General features: G+C 72.3%; 21 protein-coding genes. 15 read left to right on the top strand and 6 right to left on the bottom strand.

What is annotated here, in order from left to right:
- The first annotated feature begins 108 nt into the window (after positions 1–108).
- Positions 109–1,875, top strand: a complete 1,767-nt coding sequence (locus ABZU32_RS01555; protein ID WP_354915619.1) for a proline--tRNA ligase — start codon at positions 109–111, stop codon at positions 1,873–1,875.
- Positions 1,876–2,085: 210 nt separating this feature from the next.
- On the opposite strand, the gene ABZU32_RS01550 is transcribed toward ABZU32_RS01555, so the two are convergent.
- The 3 genes from ABZU32_RS01550 to ABZU32_RS01540 all read right to left on the bottom strand — a co-directional run bounded on the left by ABZU32_RS01550 (position 2,086) and on the right by ABZU32_RS01540 (position 3,345).
- Positions 2,086–2,277, bottom strand: a complete 192-nt coding sequence (locus ABZU32_RS01550) for a DUF4236 domain-containing protein (RefSeq protein WP_354915616.1) — start codon at positions 2,275–2,277, stop codon at positions 2,086–2,088.
- Between the two features lie 79 nt (positions 2,278–2,356).
- A complete protein-coding gene (locus ABZU32_RS01545; RefSeq protein ID WP_354915613.1) occupies positions 2,357–2,833 on the bottom strand; it encodes a ferritin-like domain-containing protein in 477 nt (158 codons plus the stop codon).
- Positions 2,830–3,345, bottom strand: coding sequence for a hypothetical protein (locus tag ABZU32_RS01540; RefSeq protein WP_354915610.1), 516 nt, complete (start codon positions 3,343–3,345; stop codon positions 2,830–2,832). Before ABZU32_RS01540 ends, ABZU32_RS01545 begins: the two co-directional genes overlap by 4 nt.
- 186 nt (positions 3,346–3,531) lie before the next feature.
- Here ABZU32_RS01540 and rimP point away from each other — a divergent pair, with 186 nt between their 5' ends.
- The 14 genes from rimP (at position 3,532) to dapB (ending at position 19,474) form a co-directional block, all read left to right on the top strand.
- The gene (gene rimP / locus ABZU32_RS01535) at positions 3,532–4,047 is read left to right on the top strand and encodes a ribosome maturation factor RimP (RefSeq protein WP_354835261.1); all 516 of its coding nucleotides are present in this window, start codon (positions 3,532–3,534) and stop codon (positions 4,045–4,047) included.
- Positions 4,048–4,058: 11 nt separating this feature from the next.
- Entirely contained in the window at positions 4,059–5,072 is a 1,014-nt protein-coding gene (gene nusA, locus ABZU32_RS01530) for a transcription termination factor NusA (protein WP_354915607.1), read from the top strand.
- Positions 5,038–5,349: a YlxR family protein gene (locus ABZU32_RS01525; protein WP_354915604.1), complete on the top strand. Its 312-nt coding sequence runs from the start codon at positions 5,038–5,040 to the stop codon at positions 5,347–5,349. The genes nusA and ABZU32_RS01525 overlap by 35 nt, the downstream gene beginning before the upstream one ends.
- A 151-nt stretch (positions 5,350–5,500) precedes the next feature.
- Positions 5,501–8,746, top strand: coding sequence for a translation initiation factor IF-2 (infB, locus tag ABZU32_RS01520; RefSeq protein ID WP_354915601.1), 3,246 nt, complete (start codon positions 5,501–5,503; stop codon positions 8,744–8,746).
- A gap of 90 nt (positions 8,747–8,836) precedes the next feature.
- Positions 8,837–9,136 (top strand): DUF503 domain-containing protein, encoded by a 300-nt coding sequence (locus ABZU32_RS01515; RefSeq protein WP_354915598.1) that lies wholly within the window; start codon positions 8,837–8,839, stop codon positions 9,134–9,136.
- Positions 9,137–9,204: 68 nt separating this feature from the next.
- Positions 9,205–9,705, top strand: a complete 501-nt coding sequence (gene rbfA / locus ABZU32_RS01510) for a 30S ribosome-binding factor RbfA (RefSeq protein WP_354835449.1) — start codon at positions 9,205–9,207, stop codon at positions 9,703–9,705.
- Positions 9,705–10,727 carry a bifunctional oligoribonuclease/PAP phosphatase NrnA gene (locus ABZU32_RS01505; protein ID WP_354835251.1) on the top strand — a complete coding sequence of 341 codons (1,023 nt, stop codon included), beginning with the start codon at positions 9,705–9,707 and terminating at the stop codon, positions 10,725–10,727. Before rbfA ends, ABZU32_RS01505 begins: the two co-directional genes overlap by 1 nt.
- Before the next feature lie 54 nt (positions 10,728–10,781).
- Positions 10,782–11,765, top strand: coding sequence for a tRNA pseudouridine(55) synthase TruB (gene truB, locus ABZU32_RS01500; RefSeq protein ID WP_354915595.1), 984 nt, complete (start codon positions 10,782–10,784; stop codon positions 11,763–11,765).
- 8 nt (positions 11,766–11,773) lie between these two features.
- Positions 11,774–12,883 carry a pyridoxal-phosphate dependent enzyme gene (locus ABZU32_RS01495; RefSeq protein WP_354915592.1) on the top strand — a complete coding sequence of 370 codons (1,110 nt, stop codon included), beginning with the start codon at positions 11,774–11,776 and terminating at the stop codon, positions 12,881–12,883.
- A 225-nt stretch (positions 12,884–13,108) separates the two neighbouring features.
- Positions 13,109–14,062, top strand: a complete 954-nt coding sequence (locus ABZU32_RS01490) for a bifunctional riboflavin kinase/FAD synthetase (protein ID WP_354835245.1) — start codon at positions 13,109–13,111, stop codon at positions 14,060–14,062.
- A 235-nt stretch (positions 14,063–14,297) separates the two neighbouring features.
- Positions 14,298–14,567, top strand: coding sequence for a 30S ribosomal protein S15 (rpsO, locus tag ABZU32_RS01485; protein WP_354835243.1), 270 nt, complete (start codon positions 14,298–14,300; stop codon positions 14,565–14,567).
- Between the two features lie 404 nt (positions 14,568–14,971).
- Entirely contained in the window at positions 14,972–17,308 is a 2,337-nt protein-coding gene (locus tag ABZU32_RS01480) for a polyribonucleotide nucleotidyltransferase (protein WP_354915589.1), read from the top strand.
- On the top strand, positions 17,305–18,615 hold the full coding sequence (locus ABZU32_RS01475; protein ID WP_354835239.1) for a pitrilysin family protein: 1,311 nt from the start codon (positions 17,305–17,307) through the stop codon (positions 18,613–18,615). Before ABZU32_RS01480 ends, ABZU32_RS01475 begins: the two co-directional genes overlap by 4 nt.
- A gap of 121 nt (positions 18,616–18,736) precedes the next feature.
- A complete protein-coding gene (gene dapB / locus ABZU32_RS01470) occupies positions 18,737–19,474 on the top strand; it encodes a 4-hydroxy-tetrahydrodipicolinate reductase (RefSeq protein WP_354915586.1) in 738 nt (245 codons plus the stop codon).
- Positions 19,475–19,619: 145 nt separating this feature from the next.
- Here dapB and ABZU32_RS01465 read toward each other — a convergent pair whose 3' ends face one another.
- The 3 genes from ABZU32_RS01465 to ABZU32_RS01455 all read right to left on the bottom strand — a co-directional run bounded on the left by ABZU32_RS01465 (position 19,620) and on the right by ABZU32_RS01455 (position 22,636).
- Positions 19,620–20,489 carry a 1,4-dihydroxy-2-naphthoate polyprenyltransferase gene (locus tag ABZU32_RS01465; RefSeq protein WP_354915583.1) on the bottom strand — a complete coding sequence of 290 codons (870 nt, stop codon included), beginning with the start codon at positions 20,487–20,489 and terminating at the stop codon, positions 19,620–19,622.
- 249 nt (positions 20,490–20,738) lie between these two features.
- Entirely contained in the window at positions 20,739–21,323 is a 585-nt protein-coding gene (locus ABZU32_RS01460; protein ID WP_354915580.1) for a GNAT family N-acetyltransferase, read from the bottom strand.
- Positions 21,324–21,601: 278 nt separating this feature from the next.
- Complete coding sequence (locus ABZU32_RS01455) at positions 21,602–22,636, bottom strand: CGNR zinc finger domain-containing protein (RefSeq protein WP_354915578.1); 1,035 nt, start codon at positions 22,634–22,636, stop codon at positions 21,602–21,604.
- Positions 22,637–22,675: the final 39 nt, after the last annotated feature.

Genomic DNA, 22,675 nt, shown 5'->3' with positions numbered 1-22,675 from the left:
ACCCGGCGACGGCGGCGGGGCCACCGGGTGAGCGGCATAAATCGGCCGGCGGTCCCGCGGGACTCGATAGCCTGTATACCTGTCAACCACCGCGACCGAGGAGTAGCCGTGCTGCTGCGTATGTCCACCCTGTTCCTGCGCACCCTGCGTGAGGATCCGGCGGACGCGGAAGTGCCGAGCCACAAGCTGCTCGTCCGCGCCGGCTACGTCCGCCGCGTCGCCCCGGGCATCTACTCGTGGCTGCCCCTCGGCAAGATCGTCATGGAGAACGTCGCCCGCGTCGTGCGCGAGGAGATGAACGCCATCGGCGGCCAGGAGGTCCTGTTCCCCGCGCTGCTGCCCCGTGAGTACTACGAGGCGACCGGCCGCTGGACCGAGTACGGCGACACGCTGTTCCGGCTGAAGGACCGCAAGGGCGCCGACTACCTGCTCGGCCCCACCCACGAAGAGATGTTCACCGACATGGTCAAGGGGGAGTACTCCTCCTATAAGGACTATCCGGTCATCCTCTATCAAGTCCAGACGAAGTACCGCGACGAGGCCCGGCCCCGGGCCGGCATCCTGCGCGGGCGCGAGTTCGTCATGAAGGACTCCTACTCCTTCGACCTCGCCGACGACGGCCTCAAGCGCTCCTACGAGCTGCACCGCGAGGCCTACATCAAGATGTTCGACCGGCTCGGCATCCACTACAAGATCTGCTTCGCGATGTCCGGCGCGATGGGCGGCTCGGCCTCCGAGGAGTTCCTCGCGCCCACCCCCACCGGCGAGGACACCTTCGTGGCCTGCCACAACTGCGGGTACGCCGCCAACGCCGAGGCCTTCACCACCCCCGCGCCCCCGGCCGTGACCGCCGAGCACCCCGCCATGGAGGTGCTGGACACCCCCGACACCCCGACCATCGACTCGCTGGTCTCCTTCGTCAACGAGCGCTACGGCCTCGGCGTCGGCGCCGCCGACACCCTGAAGAACGTCGTGGTCAAGGTGCGCACCCCCGGGTCCGGCGAGGCCGAGACGCTGGTCATCGGCGTGCCCGGCGACCGCGAGGTCGACTTCAAGCGGCTGGAGGCCTCGCTGTCGCCCGGCGTCCCCGAGATCTTCGAGGCCGCCGACTTCGCCAAGCACCCCGGCCTCGTGCGCGGCTACATCGGCCCGCAGGTCCTCAAGGGGCTCGGCATCCGCTACCTGGTGGACCCCCGGGTCGTGGCGGGCTCGTCCTGGGTCACCGGCGCCAACGAGCAGGGCCGGCACGCCGCCCACGTCGTCGCGGGCCGCGACTTCGAGCCCGACGGCACCATCGAGGCCGCCGAGGTGCGCGTCGGCGACTCCTGCCCCCGCTGCGCCCACCCGCTGTCCATCGACCGCGGCATCGAGATCGGCCACATCTTCCAGCTCGGCCGCAAGTACGCCGACGCCGCCGGCCTGGACGCCCTCGGCCCCGACGGCAAGCCCATCCGCATCACCATGGGCTCCTACGGGGTGGGCGTCTCGCGCGCCGTCGCGGTGCTCGCCGAGCAGAAGCACGACGAGCTCGGCCTGGTCTGGCCGCGCGAGATCGCGCCCGCCGACGTCCACATCGTCGGCACCGGCAAGGACAACCAGGTCGAGGTGGCGCTCGCGCTCGCCGAGGAGCTGGAGGGCAAGGGGCTGCGCGTCCTGGTCGACGACCGCCCCTCGGTCTCCCCGGGCGTGAAGTTCAAGGACGCCGAGCTGCTGGGCGTCCCCACCATCCTGATCATCGGCCGCGGGCTGGCCCAGGGGGTCGTGGAGCTGCGCGACCGCGCCTCGGGGACCAAGCAGGAGATCCCCCTGCCCGAGGCCGTCGGCCGCGTGCTGGCCGCCGCCACCGCCGAGCCGGAGCCCGCCCAGGGCGCCTGACGCCCGCGGCCCGGGCCGCCCGTGCCGCCTCGCGCGGCGCCCGCGCGCTCCGGGCGGCCGGCCTGGAAACCCGGCCGGCATGGAAAGCCGGCATGGAAAAGGGCCCGCCGCCTCTCGGCCCGAGGCGGCGAGCCCCAACACGCACCGCGTCAGAGTCGAACTGCACGGCGCGCGGCTCGTGGAGGCCGGGCCACCGGCCCGGCGACCGGTCTAACTACGGCTGCTGCCGAGCGTCTTGCGCCAGTGAAAGCCGCCCGGCAGGTTGACGGTGATGGTGCGCCGCCCGTCGGCGGTCTTGGTGACACGGAAGCCTCGTCCGCCATAGCTGTGTCCGACACCGCTGCGCGACAGGTTGAGCCGGAACGGCCCCATCTTGATCGACTTACGGTAACTCCAGCCCATGTGTCCCTCCGTGCGTTGCGATGGATCAGCAACTACCCCGCGCACCGATCGCAAACGTGGAGGTATGGGAGAAAGTGCCTTACTGGTCGAGGGAGACGGGCGGCGAGCCGGTCGCCCGTCCCGCCGGAGAAGGGGCCGGCGCGGGCGCCGGGTGCCCCGGCAACGCGGCGATCACCGGCTGCCAGCCGTAGCCCCGTACGGCGCACTCTTGCATGGCCTGCGCGGCCAGCCGCCGCAGCGACAGATCGCCGACCGCGACCAGCTCGAGATAGGCCGCCGTCACGCGGTCTTCGACCAGCGCGGCCAGCCGGGCGGCCTCGCGCGGGGCGGTCACCGGGAACGGCAGCTCGTAGGCGGGGCCGGCCTCCGAGGGGGTGCCGCCCCTGGCCGCGATCAGGCCGCGGATCTGGTCGCGCCTGGCCCGGTGGGCGTTGAAGCCCGCCGTTGCCGTGGTGCGCTGGTCGCCGGAGGAGTGCGCGCCGACGACGCCGTAGGCGTAGACGGCCGCGTGCTCGGCGGCCAGCACCTTGTTCAGCTCGCTGAGGGCGTCGGTCACCTCGGCCTCGCCAGGGCCGCCGCGTGCGCGGCCTCGCACGCGCCGATGGAGGCGAGCAACTGGGCCAGCGGGGCGGAGACCGTGCGGACCTGCCGGACCCGGGCGGCCGCCGCCTTGCCCTCCATATGCCTCAGCGTGCCGATGGAGACCGCCGCCGCCGAAGGAGAGCCGCCCGCCGAGGCCGACGGCGTGGGCGTGCCCGCCGGAGGCGGCACCGGGGCGGGCAGGCGGCGCCGCAGCTCGGCCAGGTGGGCCTCATGGCGCTGCTGGAACGGCTGGAGCCTCGCGGCGGTCTTGGCGTTCGCGCGGGCCGCCTGCCGGTAGAGGGCGACCATCTGCTCCTTGTCGGCGATGACGCCGGTGAGCAGCACCGTCTCGGCATCGGGCGGCCGCGGCGTGGGCGCGGCGCCCGGCGCCGGCCCCGCGCCGGAGCATCCGGCCACGGAGGCGGCGACCGCCGCGGCCGCGGTGCCGCGCAGCACCACGCGCCGGGTCAGGGCACGCTGACGCACGGTGCGGCCTCCTTGTGAATGACGGCTTTTCCTGGCTTGGCACATAGCATCGTACGGCGCGTCGCCCGGTGGGTAACCGAGTGACGCTCTTTCCGTGCCCCGGTGTCGATAGGCTGGTGAACCGTTGGGCGAGGTACGCATTCGGCCGTCCCTTGAGACGGCCGTTGAAACAACTGGGAGGTCAGCATGGGCGCAGACGCTCGACGTGACCGCCTGATCAAGCTTCTTGAACCCGTCGCGGCCTCCGAGGGCCTCGATCTTGAAGATGTCATCGTCACCCCGGCGGGCAAGCGGCGCCTCCTGCGCGTCATCGTGGACGGCGACGACGGGGTCAGCCTCGACAAGGTCGCCGACATCAGCCAGATGGTGTCGCAGGCACTCGACGACAGCGACGTGATGGGCGGCAGCCCGTACGTGCTGGAGGTCTCCTCGCCCGGGGTCGACCGCCCGCTCACCGAGCCGCGCCACTGGCGCCGCGCCAAGGGCAGGCTGGTGAAGGCCGACCTGCGTGACGGCACCTCGCTGGAGGGCCGCGTCCTGGCCGTCGGCGACACCGGCGTCGAGCTGTCGGTGGGGGAGGCCTCACGCCCGCTGGCGTGGGAAGAGCTGGCCAAGGGGCGGGTGCAGGTTGAGTTCCGCCGGCTCGACGACGAGACGGATGATGAAGACGACGCCGGCGACGACGACGGCGATGAGGGCTAGGGGGGAGCCTTGTGGACATTGACATGAGCGTCCTGCGCAGCCTGGAGCGGGAGAAGGACATTTCCTTCGACCTGGTCGTCAAGGCCATCGAGGACGCGCTTCTGATCGCGTACTTCCGCACCGAGGGAGCGGCGGCCAAGGCTCGCGCCGAGCTCGACCGCACCTCCGGGCACGTGACCATCCTGGCGGCCGAGCTCGACGACGAGGGCCAGATCGCCAGGGAGTACGACGACACCCCCGGCAACTTCAGCCGCATCGCCGCGACCACGGCCAAGCAGGTCATCCTGCAGCAGCTCAGGGACGCCGAGGACGAGATCAACTTCGGCGAGTTCGCCAGCCGCGAGGGCGAGCTGGTCGCCGGGGTCATCCAGCAGGGCAAGGACCCCCGGGTGGTGCTGGTCGACCTGGGCAAGATCGAGGCGATCCTGCCGCACAACGAGCAGGTCCCCGGCGAGGACTACGTGCACGGCGAGCGCCTGCGCTGCTATGTGGTGCAGGTGAAGAAGGGCCACAAGGGCCCCTCGGTCACGCTGTCGCGCACGCACCCGAACCTGGTGAAGAAGCTCTTCGCGCTGGAGGTGCCCGAGATCGCCGACGGCACCGTGGAGATCGCCGCCATCGCCCGCGAGGCCGGCCACCGCACCAAGATCGCGGTCCGCTCGCGCCGGGGCGGGGTCAACGCCAAGGGCGCGTGCATCGGCCCGATGGGGTCACGGGTGCGCAACGTCATGACCGAGCTGCACGGCGAGAAGATCGATATCATCGACTGGTCGGACGATCCTGCCGACTTCGTCGGGAATGCCCTGTCGCCGGCGCGGGTTTCACATGTCGAGGTGATCGATCTCGATGGTCGCGTCGCCCGGGTGACCGTGCCCGACTACCAGCTCTCGCTCGCGATCGGCAAAGAGGGGCAGAACGCCCGGCTGGCCGCTCGCCTCACCGGGTGGCGCATCGACATCCGGCCCGATACCCAGGCGCCCGCCGCAGGGGATGCCGTCGGCCCCGCCGATGCCTCCACAAGGTAAGCTTGAGTACGGTGGCCGGGCGGCCCCGCTGAGAACGTGTGTGGGCTGCCGGGTTCGCACGGTAAAGTCCGAGCTGCTCCGCCTGGTAGTGGTCGGGAGTGAGATCATTCCCGACCAGCGAGGACGGCTTCAGGGCCGAGGTGCATATCTGCACCGGGCGCTGAGCTGCCTGGAGCTCGCCGAACGTCGCCGGGCGTTTCCGCGTTCGTTCCGAGTCGCGGAGTCGCTTGACGCGGCGTGTCTGCGCGCTCACCTGGCAGGGCTTGACGCCGAGTAGGACCGGGTGAATGGTTACCAACTGTCATGTAGGACGCCGAGTCGATGGGCGGGTCAGATAGCGATGAGCGCCTGATGAGCATGCGGCGATGAGTACGTCTAGGTAGCGACGGTCCGGCGGCACAGCCTCCCGGGCCGAGTTAGGGAGTGCAGTGGCGAAGGTCCGAGTCTACGAGCTCGCCAAGGAGTTCGGAGTAGAGAGCAAGGTCGTGATGGCCAAGCTCCAAGAAATGGGCGAGTTCGTGCGATCGGCGTCTTCAACGATAGAAGCGCCGGTGGTCCGCAAGCTTACGGAGGCCCTGAAGGGGTCCTCCGATTCCAGGGGCGGCGACAGGTCGTCCAGGGCGCCGAAGGCGTCCCCCCGGCCGGCTCCGAGCCAGGCCGGCAACGGCGCGCCCGCGCCGGGTCAGGGTGTTCCGCGGCCGGGCCCCAGCCCGCGTCCCGGCCCTGGTCCGCGTCCGGGTCCGGCGAACGTCGCGCCGCGCCCGCCAGTTCCGATGCCCCACGTGAACCAGCCTCCGCAGGAGGCCCCCCGCCCGGCCGCGCCGCGTCCCGAGGCCGCGCGCACCGAGGCTCCGAGTCCGGCTGCGCCGCGTCCTGAGGCCGCTCGCGCCGAGGCCCCCCGCACCGAGGCCCCGCGGTTCGAGGCCCCGCGTTCCGACGCCCGCCCGGCCTCGCCCGGCGCGCGTCCGGGTTCCGGCCCGAAGCCCGGCCCTCGTCCGGGTCCGGCCGCTCCGCGCTCCGGCGCCCCGGCGGCGTCCGGTGGCGGTGCTCCGAGCGCTCCGAGCGCTCCTGGCGCTCCGGCGGGTCCGCGTTCCGGTGCCCCGGGCTCCGGCGCTCCGCGTCCGGGCGGCCCGAAGCCGGGCCCGCGCGGCCCGCGTCCGGGCAACAACCCGTTCTCCTCGACCGCGAGCGGCATGGGCCAGCGCCCGCCGCGTCCGGGTCGTGAGGGCGGTGGCCCTCCCGGCCGCGACGGCGGTCCCCGTGAGGGCGGTCCCCGCGAGCCGCGCCGCGACGGCGCCGGTCCGCGCGAGCCGCGTCGCGAGGGTCCCCGCGACGGCGCGATGCCGCGTCCGCCGGGCGCGCGTTCCGGTCCGCCCGGTGCGGCCGGTCCGCGTCCGGGTCCCGGCCCCGGCGGTCCGCGTCCCGGTCCCGGTGCGGGTGGTCCCCGTCCCGGCGGTCCGCGTCCGAACCCGATGATGATGCCTTCCCGCCCGTCCGGCCCCGGCCAGGGCGGTGGCGGCGGTGGCGGCGGTGGCCGTCCCGGTGGCGGTGGCGGTCGTCCCGGTGGCGGCGGTGGCCGTCCCGGCGGTGGCGGTGGCGCCGGTCGTCCTGGTGGCGGCGGCTTCAGCGGTCCCCGCACGGGCACCGGCGGTCGTCCCGGTGGCGGCGGTGGCGCCGGCGCGGGTGCCGGTGGCGGCGGCGGTTTCGCCGGTCGTCCCGGTGGTGGCGGCGGTCGCGGCCGCGGCGGCACGGCGGGAGCCTTCGGGCGTCCCGGCGGCCGTCCGACGCGCGGACGCAAGTCCAAGCGCCAGAGGCGTCAAGAGTTCGACAACATGCAGGCCCCGTCGATCGGCGGCGTGCAGGTCCCCCGCGGCACCGGCCAGACCCTGCGCCTGCCGCGCGGAGCCTCGCTGTCCGACTTCGCCGACAAGATCGGTGCGAACCCCGCCTCGCTGGTGCAGATCATGCTGCACCTCGGCGAGATGGTGACCGCCACCCAGTCGGTGAACGAGGAGACCCTGCAGCTTCTCGGCGCCGAGCTCAACTACGCCATCCAGGTCGTCAGCCCGGAGGAGGAGGACCGCGAGCTTCTCGAGGCCTTCGACATCGAGTTCGGCGAGGACGAGGGCGACGAGAGCGACCTCGCGGCACGCCCGCCGGTCGTGACCGTCATGGGTCACGTCGACCACGGTAAGACCAAGCTGCTGGACGCCATCCGCAACACCAACGTGGTGGCCCGTGAGGCCGGTGGCATCACCCAGCACATCGGCGCCTACCAGGTCGCGACCGAGCACGAAGGCCAGGAGCGCAAGATCACCTTCATCGACACCCCGGGTCACGAGGCGTTCACCGCCATGCGTGCCCGTGGTGCGCAGGCGACCGACATCGCCGTGCTGGTGGTCGCCGCCGACGACGGTGTGAAGCCGCAGACCATCGAGGCCCTCAACCACGCCCACGCGGCGGAGGTGCCGATCGTGGTCGCGGTCAACAAGATCGACAAGGAGGGCGCCGACCCGACGAAGGTGCGCGCCCAGCTCACCGAGTACGGTCTGGTGGCCGAGGAGTACGGCGGCTCGACGATGTTCGTCGACATCAGCGCCAAGCAGGGCCTCGGCATCGACGACCTGCTCGAGGCGATCCTGCTGACCGCCGACGCCGAGCTCGACCTTCGGGCCAACCCGACGATGGACGCCCAGGGCATCGCGATCGAGGCCCACCTGGACAAGGGCCGCGGCCCCGTGGCGACCGTGCTCGTGCAGCGCGGCACCCTGCGGGTCGGCGACTCCATCGTCTGTGGCGAGGCCTTCGGCCGCGTCCGGGCGATGCTGGACGACAGCGGCGAGCAGGTCACCGAGGCCGACCCGTCGCGTCCGGTCCTGGTGCTGGGCCTGACGGCCGTGCCGAGCGCCGGTGACAACTTCATCGTCGTCACCGACGACCGCATGGCCCGCCAGATCGCCCAGCAGCGGGCGGCCCGGCAGCGCATCGCCGACATGGCGAGGTCCAGCCGTCGTCGCACCCTCGAAGAGCTGTTCAGCGACCTGGAGAAGGGCAAGGTCGACGAGCTCAAGCTCATCATCAAGGGTGACGTCTCCGGTTCCGTGGAGGCCCTGGAGGACGCGCTGCTCAAGATCGATGTCGGCGACGAGGTGCGCCTGCGGGTGCTCCACCGTGCGGTCGGCGCGATCACCGAGTACGACGTCAACCTGGCGATCGCGGACGACAACGCCGTCATCATCGGCTTCAACGTGCGGCCCGAGGTCCGGGCGCGCGACCTGGCCGAGCGCGAGGGCGTCGACATCCGCTACTACTCGGTCATCTACCAGGCGATCGAGGAGATCGAGGCGGCCCTGAAGGGCATGCTCAAGCCGGAGTTCGAGGAGGCCCAGACGGGCACCGCCGAAGTCCGCGAGGTCTTCAAGGTCCCGAAGATCGGCAACGTGGCGGGCTGTCTGGTCCGCTCGGGCACGATCACCCGCAACAGCAAGGCGCGCATCATCCGCGACGGCGTCGTCGTGGCCGACAACCTCACCGTCTCGTCGCTCCGCCGCTTCAAGGACGACTCGACCGAGGTCCGCGAGGGCTTCGAGTGTGGTATCGGTCTCGGCTACAACGACATCAAGATCGACGACGTCATCGAGACGTTCGAGATGCGGGAGAAGCCGCGCGCCTGACGGCGGTGACGGACACGACGGAGGGTGTCCGTGGGTCTCGGCCCACGGACACCCCCGGCGTTCCATCGCCCCGCACCCGCGGCGACAGCCATGTACATAGGTGCTCTGACCCTGGACATCCTGCTCGGCGACGTGCACTCGCTGAAGCAGAAGCGCTCAGTGGTGCGTCCTTTGATCGCCGAGGTGCGCCGCCGGTTCCCGGCGGTCGCGGTGGCCGAGACCGGCCATCTCGACCTGCACCGGCGCACCGAGATCGGCGTCGCCGTGGTGTCGGCGACGGCCGGCAACTGCGACGAGGTGCTCGACGCCTGCGAGCGGCTGGTGGCATTCCATCCGGAGATCGAGCTGCTGTCCGCCAAGCGGCGGCTGTTCAACGAGGACGAAGATTAGGGGCCCGCGGGAAGTCTCCATTCCCGCGGGCCGTTAAGCGATTAAAGCGAGTAAAGAGGGGGAGCGCGATCGTGGACGCAGCACGCGCCCGCAAACTTGCGGACCGCATTCAGCAGGTCGTCGCCGAGATGCTGGAGCGGCGGATCAAGGATCCCCGCCTCGGCTTCGTGACGGTGACCGACACCCGCATCACCGCCGACCTCCGTGACGCGACGGTGTTCTACACCGTGTTCGGCTCCGAGGCCGAGCGCGCCGACACCGCCGCGGCCCTGGAAAGCGCGAAGGGGATCATCCGTGCGGAGGTCGGCCGCCAGACCGGCGTGCGGTTCACCCCGACCCTGACCTTCAGCCACGACCCTCTGCCCGACAGCGCCCGCCACCTCGACGAGCTGCTCGCCGAGGCCAGGGCCCGGGACGAGGAGATCGCCAAGCGCGCGCAGGGCGCCGTGCACGCCGGTGAGCCCGACCCCTACCGCAAGCCGGGCGACGAAGAGAGCCCGGACGGCCAGGAGCCGCCAGTGGGGGTGGAGGCAGAGTCGCACGACCGGGCGGGGCGTTCGGCCCAGTGATGCCCAGCACGCACACCGGCGATCCCGTGCCCGCGGTGCGGGAGGAGGACTGGCGCCGGGCCGTCGCCCTCATCTCAGGCGCGCGCGAGGTGGCGCTGATCTGCCACGTGACCCCTGACGGCGACGCCCTGGGCTCCATGCTCGGCTTCGGCATGGCGCTGCGGCGGGCGGGCAAGCACGTGGTGGCCTCCTTCGGCGACCGCCGGTTCGCCGTGCCGCGCCTGCTGCGCTTCCTGCCAGGCCAGGACCTTCTGGTGGAGCCGGCGGCCTACCCCGCCGAGCCCGACCTGATGATCAGCTTCGACGTCCCCACCATCGACCGGCTCGGCCTGCTCGCCCCCCACGCGGGCAAGGCCGCCGAACTGATCGTCATCGATCACCACCCCTCCAACACCGGGTTCGGCAGCGTCCCCATCGTCGACCCCCGTGCCGCCTCGACGTCCATGCTGGTCGAGGAGCTGATGGCCCGGCTCGGCTACGAGCTCGACCGCGACGTCGCCACCTGCCTCTACACCGGCCTGGTCACCGACACCGGCTCCTTCAAGCACTCCTCCACCACGCCGGCCGTGCACGAGATGGCGGCGCGGCTGGTGGCGACGGGCCTGCGCACCGACGAGATCGCCCGCGAGCTGTGGGACCGTTCCCCGTTCTGCTACCTCAAGCTCCTCGGCACGGTCCTCGGCCGCGTCCGGCTCGACCAGGACGCCGCCGCGGGCGCCGGCATGGTGTGGACCTACGTGTCCCGCGTCGACCGGGCCGCCTACTGCCTTCCCTACGAGGAGGTCGAGGGCATCATCGACGTCATCCGCCGCACCGACGAGCCCGACGTCGCGGTCGTGCTCAAGGAGGACGACGACGGGGCCTGGCAGGTCTCCACCCGCTCCAAGGGAGGGGTGGACGTCGGCCGTGCCTGCACGGCCCTCGGAGGCGGCGGCCACGTCCGGGCGGCGGGCTTCACCTCCCACGACACCCCCGAGGAGACCATCGCCAAGCTATGCGCGCTCCTCGGCCCGAAGAGCTGAGCGGCGCCCCGCCCGTTCCCTTCCACCCGCAGACGAGACATCGAGGATGTGCCGATGAGTACGGCCGGCAGCGAGCCGAGCCCCCTGGCGGGCAGCGAGCCGATCACCCTGGCGGCCGGTGAGCCGGGTGCCCCGGCCGCCAGAGGGACGCGCGAGAAGCGTCCCGCGCCGCCCAGCGGGCTGGTCATCGTGGACAAGCCGGCCGGCTGGACCTCCCACGACGTCGTGGGCCGGATGCGGCGCCTGGCCGGCACCCGCCGCGTCGGCCACGCGGGCACCCTGGACCCGATGGCCACCGGGGTGCTGGTGGTGGGCGTCGAGAAGGCCACCCGGCTGCTCGGCCACCTGGCGCTCACCGAGAAGGGCTACGACGCCACGATCCGGCTCGGGGTCACCACCAACACCGACGACGCCGAGGGCGAGGTCCTGACCGAGGTCGCGGCGGGCCAGGTGACCGACGAGGCGATCCACGCCGGCGTCGCCGCGCTCACCGGGCCGATAGAGCAGGTCCCGCCGCAGGTCAGCGCGATCAAGGTGAACGGCGAGCGCGCCTACAAGAGGGCCAGGGCCGGCGAGGAGGTCGAGCTGCGGGCCCGCCCGGTGACCGTCCACGCCTTCGAGATCACCGCCGTGCGGCGCGAGGGCGACGCGGTCGAGGTGGACGCCTCGGTGCGGTGCACCAGCGGCACCTACATCCGTTCGCTGGCCCGCGACCTCGGCGCCGCGCTCGGCGTCGGCGGTCACCTGACCCGCCTGCGCCGCACCCGCGTCGGCCCCTACGACCTGTCGGTGGCGCGCACCCTGGACGAGCTCGCGCAGGACTGCGTGATCCTGCCGATGGCCGAGGCGGTCGCGGCGGCGTTCCCCCGCATGGACGTCTCGGCCGAGGACGCCCGGCTCATCGGCCACGGGGGCCGGCTCGCCTCGGCGGGTCTGGGAAGCGGCCCGATCGGCGTGTTCGGGCCGGACGGCGCCCTTCTCGCCCTGGTCGAGGAGCGCGGCCGCTCGGTCAAGCCTCTCGCCGTCTTCGTCCCCTGAGGTGCCCCTTGACGCGTGATCTGCCGGACTACGTGTGCGCCTGCGGGCGTTCCAGCGCTCCCTCGGCCGGCCGGTGGCGGTGCGACTGCGGAGGAACGCTCGACCTCGCGCCCGTCCCGCTCGCCTGGAACCCCCGCGCCGGCGACCACTCCCTGTGGCGTTACCGGGACGCCATCGCCGTGCCCGGCCGGGAGCTGAGCCTGGGCGAGGGCATGACGCCGCTGGTCGACGCCGCCCTCGACGGCGAGCCCGGCGTGCGGCTGAAGCTCGAGTACGCCTCGCCGACCGGCTCGTTCAAGGACCGCGGCGCGGTCATGCTGGTGGCGCTCGCCCGCCTGCTCGGCGCCGACCGGCTGGTCGCCGACAGCAGCGGCAACGCGGGCACGGCCGTGGCGGCGTACGCGGCCCGCGCGGGCGTCCCGGCCGAGATCTTCGTGCCGGCCGGCACCAGCGAGAAGAAGCTCCACCAGATCAGAGGGCACGGCGCCCGGGTGACCGTGGTCGAGGGGACCCGCGAGGACACCGCCCGCGCCGCCGCCGGCCACGTGGAAGGTACCGGAGCCTTCTACGCCAGCCACGTGTACAACCCCTACTTCTACGAGGGCACCAAGACCTACGCCTTCGAGCTGTTCGAGCAGCTCGGCGGGAGGGTCCCCGGCACGGTGGTCCTGCCGGCGGGCAACGGCACGCTGGTGATCGGCGCCCACCTCGGGTTCGCCGCCCTGCGCGAGGCGGGCCTCGCCGATCGGGTGCCGCGCATCGTCGCCGTGCAGGCCGAGCGGTGCGCGCCGGTCGCCGCGGCGTTCGCCGCCGGGCGCGCCGAGGTGGCGCCGGTGGCCGCCGGGCCGACGGTGGCCGAGGGCATCGCCATCGCGGCGCCCGCCCGCGGCGCGCGCATCCTCGAGGCCGTCCGCGACACCGGCGGCGCCGTGGTCACCGTGTCCGAGCAGGAGGTCGCCGGCTCGCACGCCGCCCTGGCCGCCCGGGGGCTTTGGGTGGAGCCCACGGCGGCGGTGGCGTACGCGGCGGTGCGCCGGTTGGGCGCCGAGGGCTCGCCCTACGCCGAGGGGGAGGTCGTGGCGCCGTTGTGCGGCTCGGGGCTCAAGGCGTCCCTCTGAGCCCGTTCGGCGCGCACGACGCCCGGCCGCGCGGCGCCGGAGACCCTGGAGCGGCGCCCGCACCCGGCCGTCGCGGCGCCCGCACCCGGTCGTCGCGGTGTCCGCGAGCCGGGGCCGTCGCCCGCCGGGCCCGCCGCTGGGCTACCCTCGTCCCCGTGCGGGGAAATGCCCTCCGCGCATGGCAGGCTTGGATGAGCGCGACCATCACCAAGGAACGAGGTCGAGGTGCAGGGCTGGCACGGACTCGACGACGTGCCCGGAGACTGGGGCAGGTCCGTCATCACGATCGGGGTGTTCGACGGTGTGCACCAAGGTCATCAGCGCATGGTCGAACGTGCCGTCGCCATGGCGGCCGACCTGGGGGCCGCCTCCGTGGCGATCACGTTCGACCCCCATCCGGACGAGGTGGTCAGGCCGGGCACCCACCCGCCCCGGCTGAGCACGGCGCGGCACCGCATCGAACTGCTGGGCGCGCTCGGCGTGGACGCCGTGTGCGTGCTGCCGTTCACGCTGGAGTTCTCGCAGATGAGCCCGGACGAGTTCGTCCAGGCGGTGCTCGTCGACCGCCTGCACGCCGCCGGGGTCGTCGTGGGGGAGAACTTCCGCTTCGGCCACAAGGCCGCGGGCGACATCGAGACGCTCCGCCAGCTCGGTGAGAAGTACGACTTCGTGGCCGAAGGGGTTCCGCTGGTGAGCAACGGCGAGGCGATCTCCTCCAGCATGATCCGCGAGCTGCTCGCCTCGGGCGACGTCGAGGGCGCGGCAGTGGCGCTCGGCCGGCCGCACCGCGTCGAGGGCGTCGTCGTGCGCGGCCACCAGCGCGGCAGGGCGCTGCTGGGCTTCCCGACGGCCAACGTCGAGTCGCCCTCGTTCACCGCCATCCCGGCCGACGGCGTCTACGCGGGGTGGCTCGAGTGCACCCAGTCGCCCTCCCCGTACGAGGGCGAACGGTGGCCGGCGGCGATCTCCATCGGCACCAACCCGACCTTCGAGGGCGTCGAGCGCACCGTCGAGGCCTACGCCCTCGACCGCGACGACCTCGACCTGTACGGGGCGCACGTGGTGGTCGACTTCACGGCCCGGCTGCGCGACACGCTGAAGTTCGACTCCATCGACGCGCTGATCGACCAGATGCGCCACGACGTCGACCAGGCGCGCCGGCTGCTCACCGGCCCCTGACCCGCGCGCCGCGCCGCGACCCGGGCGGCGGCCCGGCGCCGCGGCCGGCCGTCCGCGCCCTGTTCGCGGGCCTGTTCGCGCATTGAACGCGCCGGTCTCGCGGCGATGGTAGCCTGACGTGTCGGCTCGGTCGCGGCTTCGCGCTGCCCGCCGACCTGTTACGGCGACTGTAGGCACACACGGTCGTGCGTAGTTCCGAATCTGAGGTGTGCCCGTAGACAGTTGAAGGAGAGCCGTGTCGCTCGACACCGCCGCCAAGAAGACGATCATCGACGAGTACGGGACCGGAGACGGTGACACCGGGTCCCCCGAGGTGCAGATCGCGCTGCTCAGCAAGCGCATCAGCGAGCTCACCGAGCACCTCAAGACCCACAAGCACGACCACCACAGCCGCCGGGGGCTCCTGCTGCTGGTCGGCCGGCGCCGGCGCCTGCTCAAGTACCTCATGAGCAAGGACATCACGCGCTACCGCACCCTGATCGAGCGGCTCGGCCTGCGCCGATAGTCTGGGAGGGAGCGGCTCCGCGCCGCTCCCTCTCTCATATCAGGGCAAAGGCCACCTGATATGGAGAAACGGGTCGGCGCGTCCCGTGCGACGGGCGCCGTTTCCGAGCACACTGGCCTGACGAGACAACTGAACAGCCGAGAAAGTGCCCCGCGTCCGCACAGCACAGCAACGCGCGTCCCGTGACGCCTGCGGGCCGGTCCTCGGTAGTGGCTTCCGGATGCCGACGGCGAATGCGCCGCGCAGTCCGGGTGCTTCGATCGAAGACCGGCGCTGCACATGACGGGGAGCCGGCATAACGGAGCCAGGCACGAGCCCGCCGACCGCGACGAGAAACCGGTCGGCCCGGCGAGTGCCTGAGTGCGCGACAACACGGACGCGGGCGACCGAAGAGGAGGTCCCCCGTGGAGGGTGTCCACAGCACGGAAGCCGTGATCGACAACGGCTCGTTCGGCACGCGTACCATCCGGTTCGAGACCGGGCGGCTCGCGCGCCAGGCGGCGGGAAGCGCCGTCGTCTACCTTGACGACGACACGATGGTCCTGTCCGCCACCACCGCGTCCAAGCATCCGAAGGAGAGCCTGGACTTCTTCCCGCTCACCGTCGACGTCGAGGAGCGGATGTACGCCGCGGGCCGCATCCCCGGCTCGTTCTTCCGCCGTGAGGGGCGGCCGTCCGAGGACGCCATCCTCACCTGCCGCCTGATCGACCGCCCGCTGCGCCCGTCCTTCGTCAAGGGCCTGCGCAACGAGGTGCAGGTCGTGGCGACGATCATGGCCCTCAACCCCGACCACCTGTACGACGTGGTGGCGATCAACGCGGCCAGCCTGTCCACCCAGCTCGCCGGGCTGCCGTTCTCCGGCCCGATCGGCGGCGTGCGCGTCGCGCTGATCAGCGGCCAGTGGGTGGCCTTCCCGACCCACTCCGAGCTGGAGGGCGCGACCTTCGACATGGTCGTCGCCGGTCGGGTGCTCGAGGACGGCGACGTCGCGATCATGATGGTCGAGGCCGAGTCCACCCGCGACACCCTCAAGCTGGTCGCCGACGGCGCGGTCGCCCCGAACGAGGAGACCGTCGCCGCGGGCCTGGAGGCCGCCAAGCCCTTCATCAAGGTGCTCTGCGAGGCGCAGGCCAAGATCGCCCAGGTCGCCGCCAAGGAGACCGCGCAGTTCCCGATCTTCCTGGACTACCAGGAGGACGCCTACGAGGCCGTCGCCGGGGCCGTCAAGAGCGAGCTGGCCTCCGCGCTGACCATCGCGGGCAAGAAGGAGCGCGAGACCGAGCTCGACCGGGTCAAGACCCTTGCCCTGGAGAAGGTCGGCTCCGACTTCGAGGGCCGCGAGAAGGAGATCTCCGCCGCCTTCCGCTCGCTGACCAAGAAGCTCATGCGCGAGCGGGTCATCAGCGAGGGCGTCCGCATCGACGGCCGCGGCACCAAGGACATCCGCCAGCTCAGCGCCGAGGTCCACGTGGTCCCGCGGGTCCACGGCTCGGCCCTGTTCGAGCGCGGCGAGACCCAGATCATGGGCATCACCACGCTGAACATGCTGCGCATGGAGCAGATGATCGACACGCTCAACCCCGAGCGCACCAAGCGGTACATGCACAACTACAACTTCCCGCCGTACTCCACCGGTGAGACCGGCCGCGTGGGTTCGCCCAAGCGCCGTGAGATCGGCCACGGCGCGCTCGCCGAGCGGGCGCTGCTGCCGGTGCTGCCCACGCGCGAGGAGTTCCCGTACGCCATCCGCCAGGTGTCGGAGGCGCTCGGCTCCAACGGCTCGACCAGCATGGGCTCGGTCTGCGCCTCGACCATGGCCCTGCTGGACGCGGGCGTCCCGCTGAAGGAGATGGTCGCGGGCATCGCCATGGGCCTCATCGGCGAGGGCGACCAGTACGTCACCCTGACCGACATCCTCGGTGCCGAGGACGCCATGGGCGACATGGACTTCAAGGTCGCCGGCACCCGTGAGCTCATCACGGCCCTGCAGCTCGACACCAAGCTCGACGGCATCCCGGCCTCGGTGCTGGCCGGCGCGCTCAAGCAGGCCAGGGCGGCGCGGCTGGCGATCCTCGACGTGATGCAGGAGGCGATCGACTCCCCGGCGGAGATGAACCCGACCGCGCCGCGCATCATCACCATCAAGGTCCCGGTCGACAAGATCGGCGAGGTCATCGGCCCCAAGGGCAAGATGATCAACCAGATCCAGGACGACACCGGCGCCGAGATCACCATCGAGGACGACGGCACGATCTACATCGGGGCGACCGACGGCCCGTCGGCCGAGGCCGCGCGGACGACGATCAACTCGATCGCCAACCCGCACATGCCCGAGATCGGCGAGCGCTACCTGGGCACGGTCGTCAAGATCGCCGCCTTCGGCGCGTTCATCAGCCTGATGCCCGGCAAGGACGGCCTGCTGCACGTCTCGCAGATCCGCAAGCTGCACGGCGGCAAGCGCATCGAGAACGTCGAGGACGTCATGAACGTCGGCGACAAGGTCCAGGTGGAGATCGCCGAGATCGACTCGCGCGGCAAACTGTCCCTGGTGCCGGTGGAGGTCATCGAGAAGGAGGCCGCGGCCAAGGCCGAGAGCGGCGGGGACGCCGATGACGCCCCGCAGGCCGACGCCGAGCCGCGCGAGGACCGTCCGGAGCGCGGTGAGCGTTCCGAGCGTTCCGGCGGCGACCGGCCGCGCCGTTCCCGCACCCGAGGCGGACGGGACGACCGCAACTCGTGACGACCGCCACTCTGCACCCCGGCAAGGACGGCGCCGGAGTCGTCCGGCGCACCGTCCTCCCAGGTGGGCTCCGGGTGGTGACCGAGACCATGCCGACCGTGCGATCCGTCGCGGTCGGCATGTGGGTCGGCATCGGCTCGCGTGACGAGGCCCCCGAGCACACGGGGGCCACCCACTTCCTCGAGCACCTGCTGTTCAAGGGCACTCCCACCCGCGACGCGTTGGAGATCTCCGCGGCGATCGAGGGCATCGGCGGCGAGATCAACGCCTTCACCGCCAAGGAGTACACCTGCTACTACGCGCGGGTGCTCGACGAGGATCTCCCGCTGGCCATCGACGTGCTCGCCGACGTGGTGACCTCCTCCCTGGTCACCGCCGAGGACGTCGAGTCCGAGCGCGGGGTGATCCTGGAGGAGATCGCCATGCACGACGACGACCCCTCGGACGTCGTGCACGAGCAGTTCTCCGCCGAGCTGTACGGCGACACCCCCATCGGGCGGCCCATCCTCGGCTCGGTCGAGTCGATCAACGAGCTGTCGCGCGACCGCATCGCCGAGTACTACCAGAGCTACTACCGGCCCCCGCACACCGTCGTGTCGGTGTGCGGCAACATTACCCACGAGCGCGTGGTCGAGCTGGTGGCCGCGGCCTACCAGCGGGCGGGCGCCCTTGGCGGCTCGGCCGAGCCGGCCGCCCCGCGCCTGTCCGGCCCGGGAGCCGCGCCCCGCGCGGGCGTCCGGGTCGTCGACCGGCCGACCGAGCAGGCCAACCTGGTCCTGGGCACCACCGCCTACGCGCGCACCGACGACCGCCGCTTCGCCCTGGGCGTCCTCAACGCCGCCCTGGGCGGAGGCATGTCGTCGCGGCTGTTCCAGGAGATCCGCGAGAAGCGCGGGCTGGCCTACTCGGCCTACAGCTACACCGCGCAGTACGCCGACACCGGCCAGTTCGGCATCTACGTCGGCTGCCTGCCCGGCAAGGCCGACGACGTGCTGAAGATCTGCCGCGAGGAGATCGCCCGCGTCGTCGCCGAGAGCTTCACCGAGGAGGAGCTCCAGCGGGGCAAGGGCCAGATGCGCGGCGGCCTCGTCCTCGGCCTGGAGGACACCGGCTCGCGCATGTCCCGCATCGGCAAGAGCGAGCTGGTGTACGACACGCTGATGCCGGTGGACGAGGTGCTCGCCCGCATCGAGGCGGTCACCCCCGACCAGGTCGACGCGGTGGCCAAGGAGATCCTCACCCAGCCCCTCACCCTGGCCGTCATCGGCCCCTACGGCGACAAGGACTTCAGCTCCTTCATCGCCTGACCCGCCGCCACACCCCGAGGATGCCCCGCCCGCGAGAGCCGGCCGGGCATCCTCGCCGTCTTTGCCGCCCTCCAGTGGTCCCCGGAAGCGCGCGGTGGTGTTGGCGGTACGCTTGGGGCTCGTGATCAGGGTTGGGGTTCTGGGCGCCCGTGGGCGCGTCGGCGTGGAAGTCTGCAAGGCTGTGCACGCGGCCGACGACATGGAGCTGGTGGCGGCGGTCGACGCCGGCGACGACATCGAGGGGCTGTCCGCCGCCGAGGTGGTCGTCGACTTCACCCATCCCGACGTGGTCATGGACAACCTCAGGTGGTGCGTCGAGCACGGTGTCCACCCCGTGGTCGGCACCACCGGCTTCGACGCCGAACGGTTGGCGACCGTTCGAGGCTGGCTGGAGGCCAACCCCGGGGTCAACGCGCTGATCGCCCCCAACTTCGGCATCGCCGCCGTACTGATGATGCACTTCGCCCAGCAGGCCGCGCGCTACTTCGACTCCGTCGAGATCGTCGAGCTGCACCACCCGAACAAGGCCGACGCCCCCTCCGGCACGGCCCGTCGCACGGCCGAGCTGGTCGCCGCCGCCCGCCGCGAAGCCGGTCTCGGCGCCATGCCCGACGCCACCACCGCCGAGCTCCCCGGGGCGCGCGGCGCCGACGTCGAGGGAGTGCGCGTGCACGGGATCCGCCTGGCCGGTCTGATCGCCCACCAGGAGGTCCTGCTGGGTGGCGATGGCGAGATCCTCACGATCCGCCACGACACCATGAACCGCTCGTCGTTCACCCCGGGCGTCTTGCTCGGCGTCCGCCGCGTCCGTGACCTGCCCGGCCTCACCGTCGGCCTGGAGCACCTGCTCGACCTGTGACCGTCCGGCGTGCCGGGCCCCCGGCACGCACCTCTTGGCGGTGGCCGTGAGACCGGCCTGGCGGCGTCCCCAGGCACCACAGAGCGGCATTCAGCCCTCGGGGCGGGATTGCTACCTATAACGGGTCATACGCCGTCCTAGCCGCTTACAGCGCGAGCCCGATCGTGAACAAAAGGCCGAAGGCGAGCTGCAGGCGCCCGGTCTGCTGCAGCGTGGCGATCAGGACCGGCCCCGTCGCACCGTCCCGCACCGCCCGCACCGGCATCAGCGCCAGGGGCAGCGCCAGCACGGTGAGCGCCGTGAAGGGGCGTGCGAATGCCAGGGCCAGCGCGACGGCGAAGGGCAGCAGCAGGCAGCCGGCGTACAGCGTGCGGGTGCGCGCGTCGCCGAGCACGACGGCGAGCGTGCGCTTGCCGGCCGGGCCGTCGGTGGCGATGTCGCGCAGGTTGTTGACCACCAGAAGCGCGCAGGCCAGCAGCCCCACCGGCACGGCCGCCACGACCGCGAGCCAGGGCAGGGACTCAAGCTGGACGTAGGTCGTGCCGGCGACCGCCACCAGGCCGAAGAAGACGAAGACCGAGATCTCGCCGAAGGCCCGGTAGCCGTACGGGCGCGAGCCTCCGGTGTAGAACCACGCGGCGGCGATCGCCAGCGCCCCGACGGCGAGCAGCCACCAGGCGCCGGTCGCGACGACCAGCGCGAGCCCGGCCACGGCGGCGGCCAGGAAGCATCCCAGCGCGGCGAGCAGCACCGAGCGAGGGGCGGCGACGCGGGAGCCGACCAGCCGCAGCGGCCCGACGCGCTGCTCGTCGGTGCCGCGCACGCCGTCGCTGTAGTCGTTGGCGTAGTTGACGCCTACCTGCAGGACCAGCGCGACGAACAGGGCGAGCAGCGCCCGCCACCAGACCGCTCCGCCGTAGGAGATGGCCACCCCCGTGCCGACGGCGACGGGGACCACCGCGGCGGGGAGGGTGCGGGGCCGTGCCCCCGCGAGCCACTGAGCGGGTGTCGCCAACGTCGCCTCTTCCACGAGTCCGGTCCTGCGCGGCCTGGCCTCCACGGTGGTACGCGCGCGCGCCGGAGCCGCCCAGGAAAGTGCCTATGCAGGGTAAATCATGATGACTCCATGACCAGCGCCGGGGTGCCGACCACACCACATCCCACCGCGCCGCCGAACCACCGGCCCCGCTGCCGGACGCTCCGGAGGGTGCGCGGGGAGGAGTGGAGGCCGGTCGGGACGGGGGCGCCGGCTGGGGCGGATCGGTCAGCCGATGTCGGTGGTCATGCGGATCATGCGCACGGCGCGGTCCATCTCCAGGATGCGCTCGGCTTCGTCGGGGCCCCAGCCGGCCGAGGACAGGAAGTCGAGCATCGCCTTGTCCTCGGCGAAGACCCAGGTGACGACCGTGGTGAAGCCGTCCTCGCGGAGGTGGTCCACGGTGGCGTTCAGCAGCCTGCTGCCGTGGCCGCGGCGGGTGTGGTCGGGGTCGACGAGCAGCGTGAGCAGCTCGGCGGTGGTCGCCGGATCGAGATCGGGATCCTCGGCGGGCCCGTGGGAGGCCAGCCCGACCACGCGCTGACCGCCGGGCTCGGCGTGCCCCTCGGCGAGGGAGGTCAGCGGGTCGTCGGTCTCGACGGCGACCAGCACGCGGTGGCGCGGAGAGGGAGGCGAGACCACGGCCTCCTCCCACTGGCGGTTCCAGATCTCCTGGGACGCCGGGCCGGTCATCTGCTCCAGCGGCCCCTCGGGCAGGACGTCGCGGTAGGCCGCCTTCCAGGCCCGGATCTGGGTGCCCGTCACCGCCGGGACGTCCTCGCGCCGCGCCGCGCGCACCCCAACGTCAGCCATCGGGCCGCCCCCTTCTCCTCCGGTTTCCAACACCGTATCGGGACCCGCACCCGCCGGTGACCCGTGGGCCTCGGCGAACCGCGGCGGGATGGCTTCGCTTGGGATCCCTGCCTGCGGCTGACCCGTGAGCCGCGCCGGACCGCGGGCGGGATGGTTTCGCTTGGGGCGTGTGCCTGTGGGTGACCCGTGGGTTTCGGCGGATCGCGGGTGGGATGGCTTTGGTTGGCGCCTGTGCCTGCGGGTGACCCGTGGGCTTCGGCGGACCGCGGCCGGAAGGCTCAGGAGGGGAGAGGGTCGTGCCGGCGGCGTCTGGCGCGGTAGGCGCGGGTCTTGGTGCGGTTGCCGCAGACCCGCATGGAGCACCACGAACGCGAGCGGTTCTTGGAGGCGTCGATGAACGCCCACTGGCAGGAATCCTCGGCGCAGACCTTCAGGCGCGGCCAGCCGCCCTCGGCATGCGCCCGCAGGATGGCCGCGGCGAGCATCCCGACGCCTCGGGCCGCGCCGGCGCCCAGCGGCTCGGCGACGGGAACCCGCCCCGCGCCGATCCTGACCCGCAGAGGAAGTGCCGCCAGCGCCCCCTCCAATTCGCCCGGCATCGCGTCAGGCCCGACCGGCGTCTCGCTCAGGTGGGCCGCTGCGCCGAGGTCATCCGCCGCGTCCAGGTCGTCTGCCGCGTCGGGGTCGTCTGCCGCGTCGGGGTCGTCTGCCGCGTCGAGGTCATCGGCCCCGTCTAGGTCGTCGGCCGCGTCGAGGTCTGCGGGCGGACCGGGGTCGGCGGTTGGGCCAGGGGTGGTGGTTGGGCCAGGGGTGGTGGTTGGGCCGAGGGCCACGGTTGCGCCGAGGTCTTCCGCCGGGCCGAGATCTCCGGTCATGCCAGGATCTCCGGTCGGGCCGGAGTCGGCGGTCGGGCCAGAGGCGGGGGTTGCGCCGAGGTCTGTGGTCGGACCCAGGGCGCCGGTCGCGTACGGGCCGGTGGGCGGGTGGAGGTCGTTCCGCGCCGGGTCCGGTTCGGCGGGCGGGTGGAGGTTGTTCCGTGCCGGGTCCGGTTCGGCGGGTGCAGGGTTCTGCGCGGTGTCCTGCCGGGCGGGGCGCGGGTGTCCGGAGGGGCGCTGGCGCAGAGCCGTGCGCAGCCCTTCGCGCAGGGCGATCGCGAGCGCCCAGTCATCGTCCACCGCGCGGTCGGTCGCGGAGATGAGGCCGCGCTCGCGCAGCCAGACGGCCAGCTCGGCGGGGGAGGCCAGTTCGTCTGTGTCCGCTTCGGCGTCGTAGGTGTTCATGAAGTCGCGGAGCAGCTCGACTGGCCCGTCCATGCGACCACTGTAGGGCAGCCTCCGGTACGGTCCGCCTGC

It is taken from the genome of Sphaerisporangium sp. NPDC005288 (assembly GCF_040607475.1).
In the GTDB taxonomy this organism is placed as follows: Bacteria; Actinomycetota; Actinomycetes; order Streptosporangiales; family Streptosporangiaceae; genus Sphaerisporangium; species Sphaerisporangium rhizosphaerae.
Note: the sequence above shows the minus strand (reverse complement) of the source record. Positions and strands in the feature narration are given on the sequence as shown.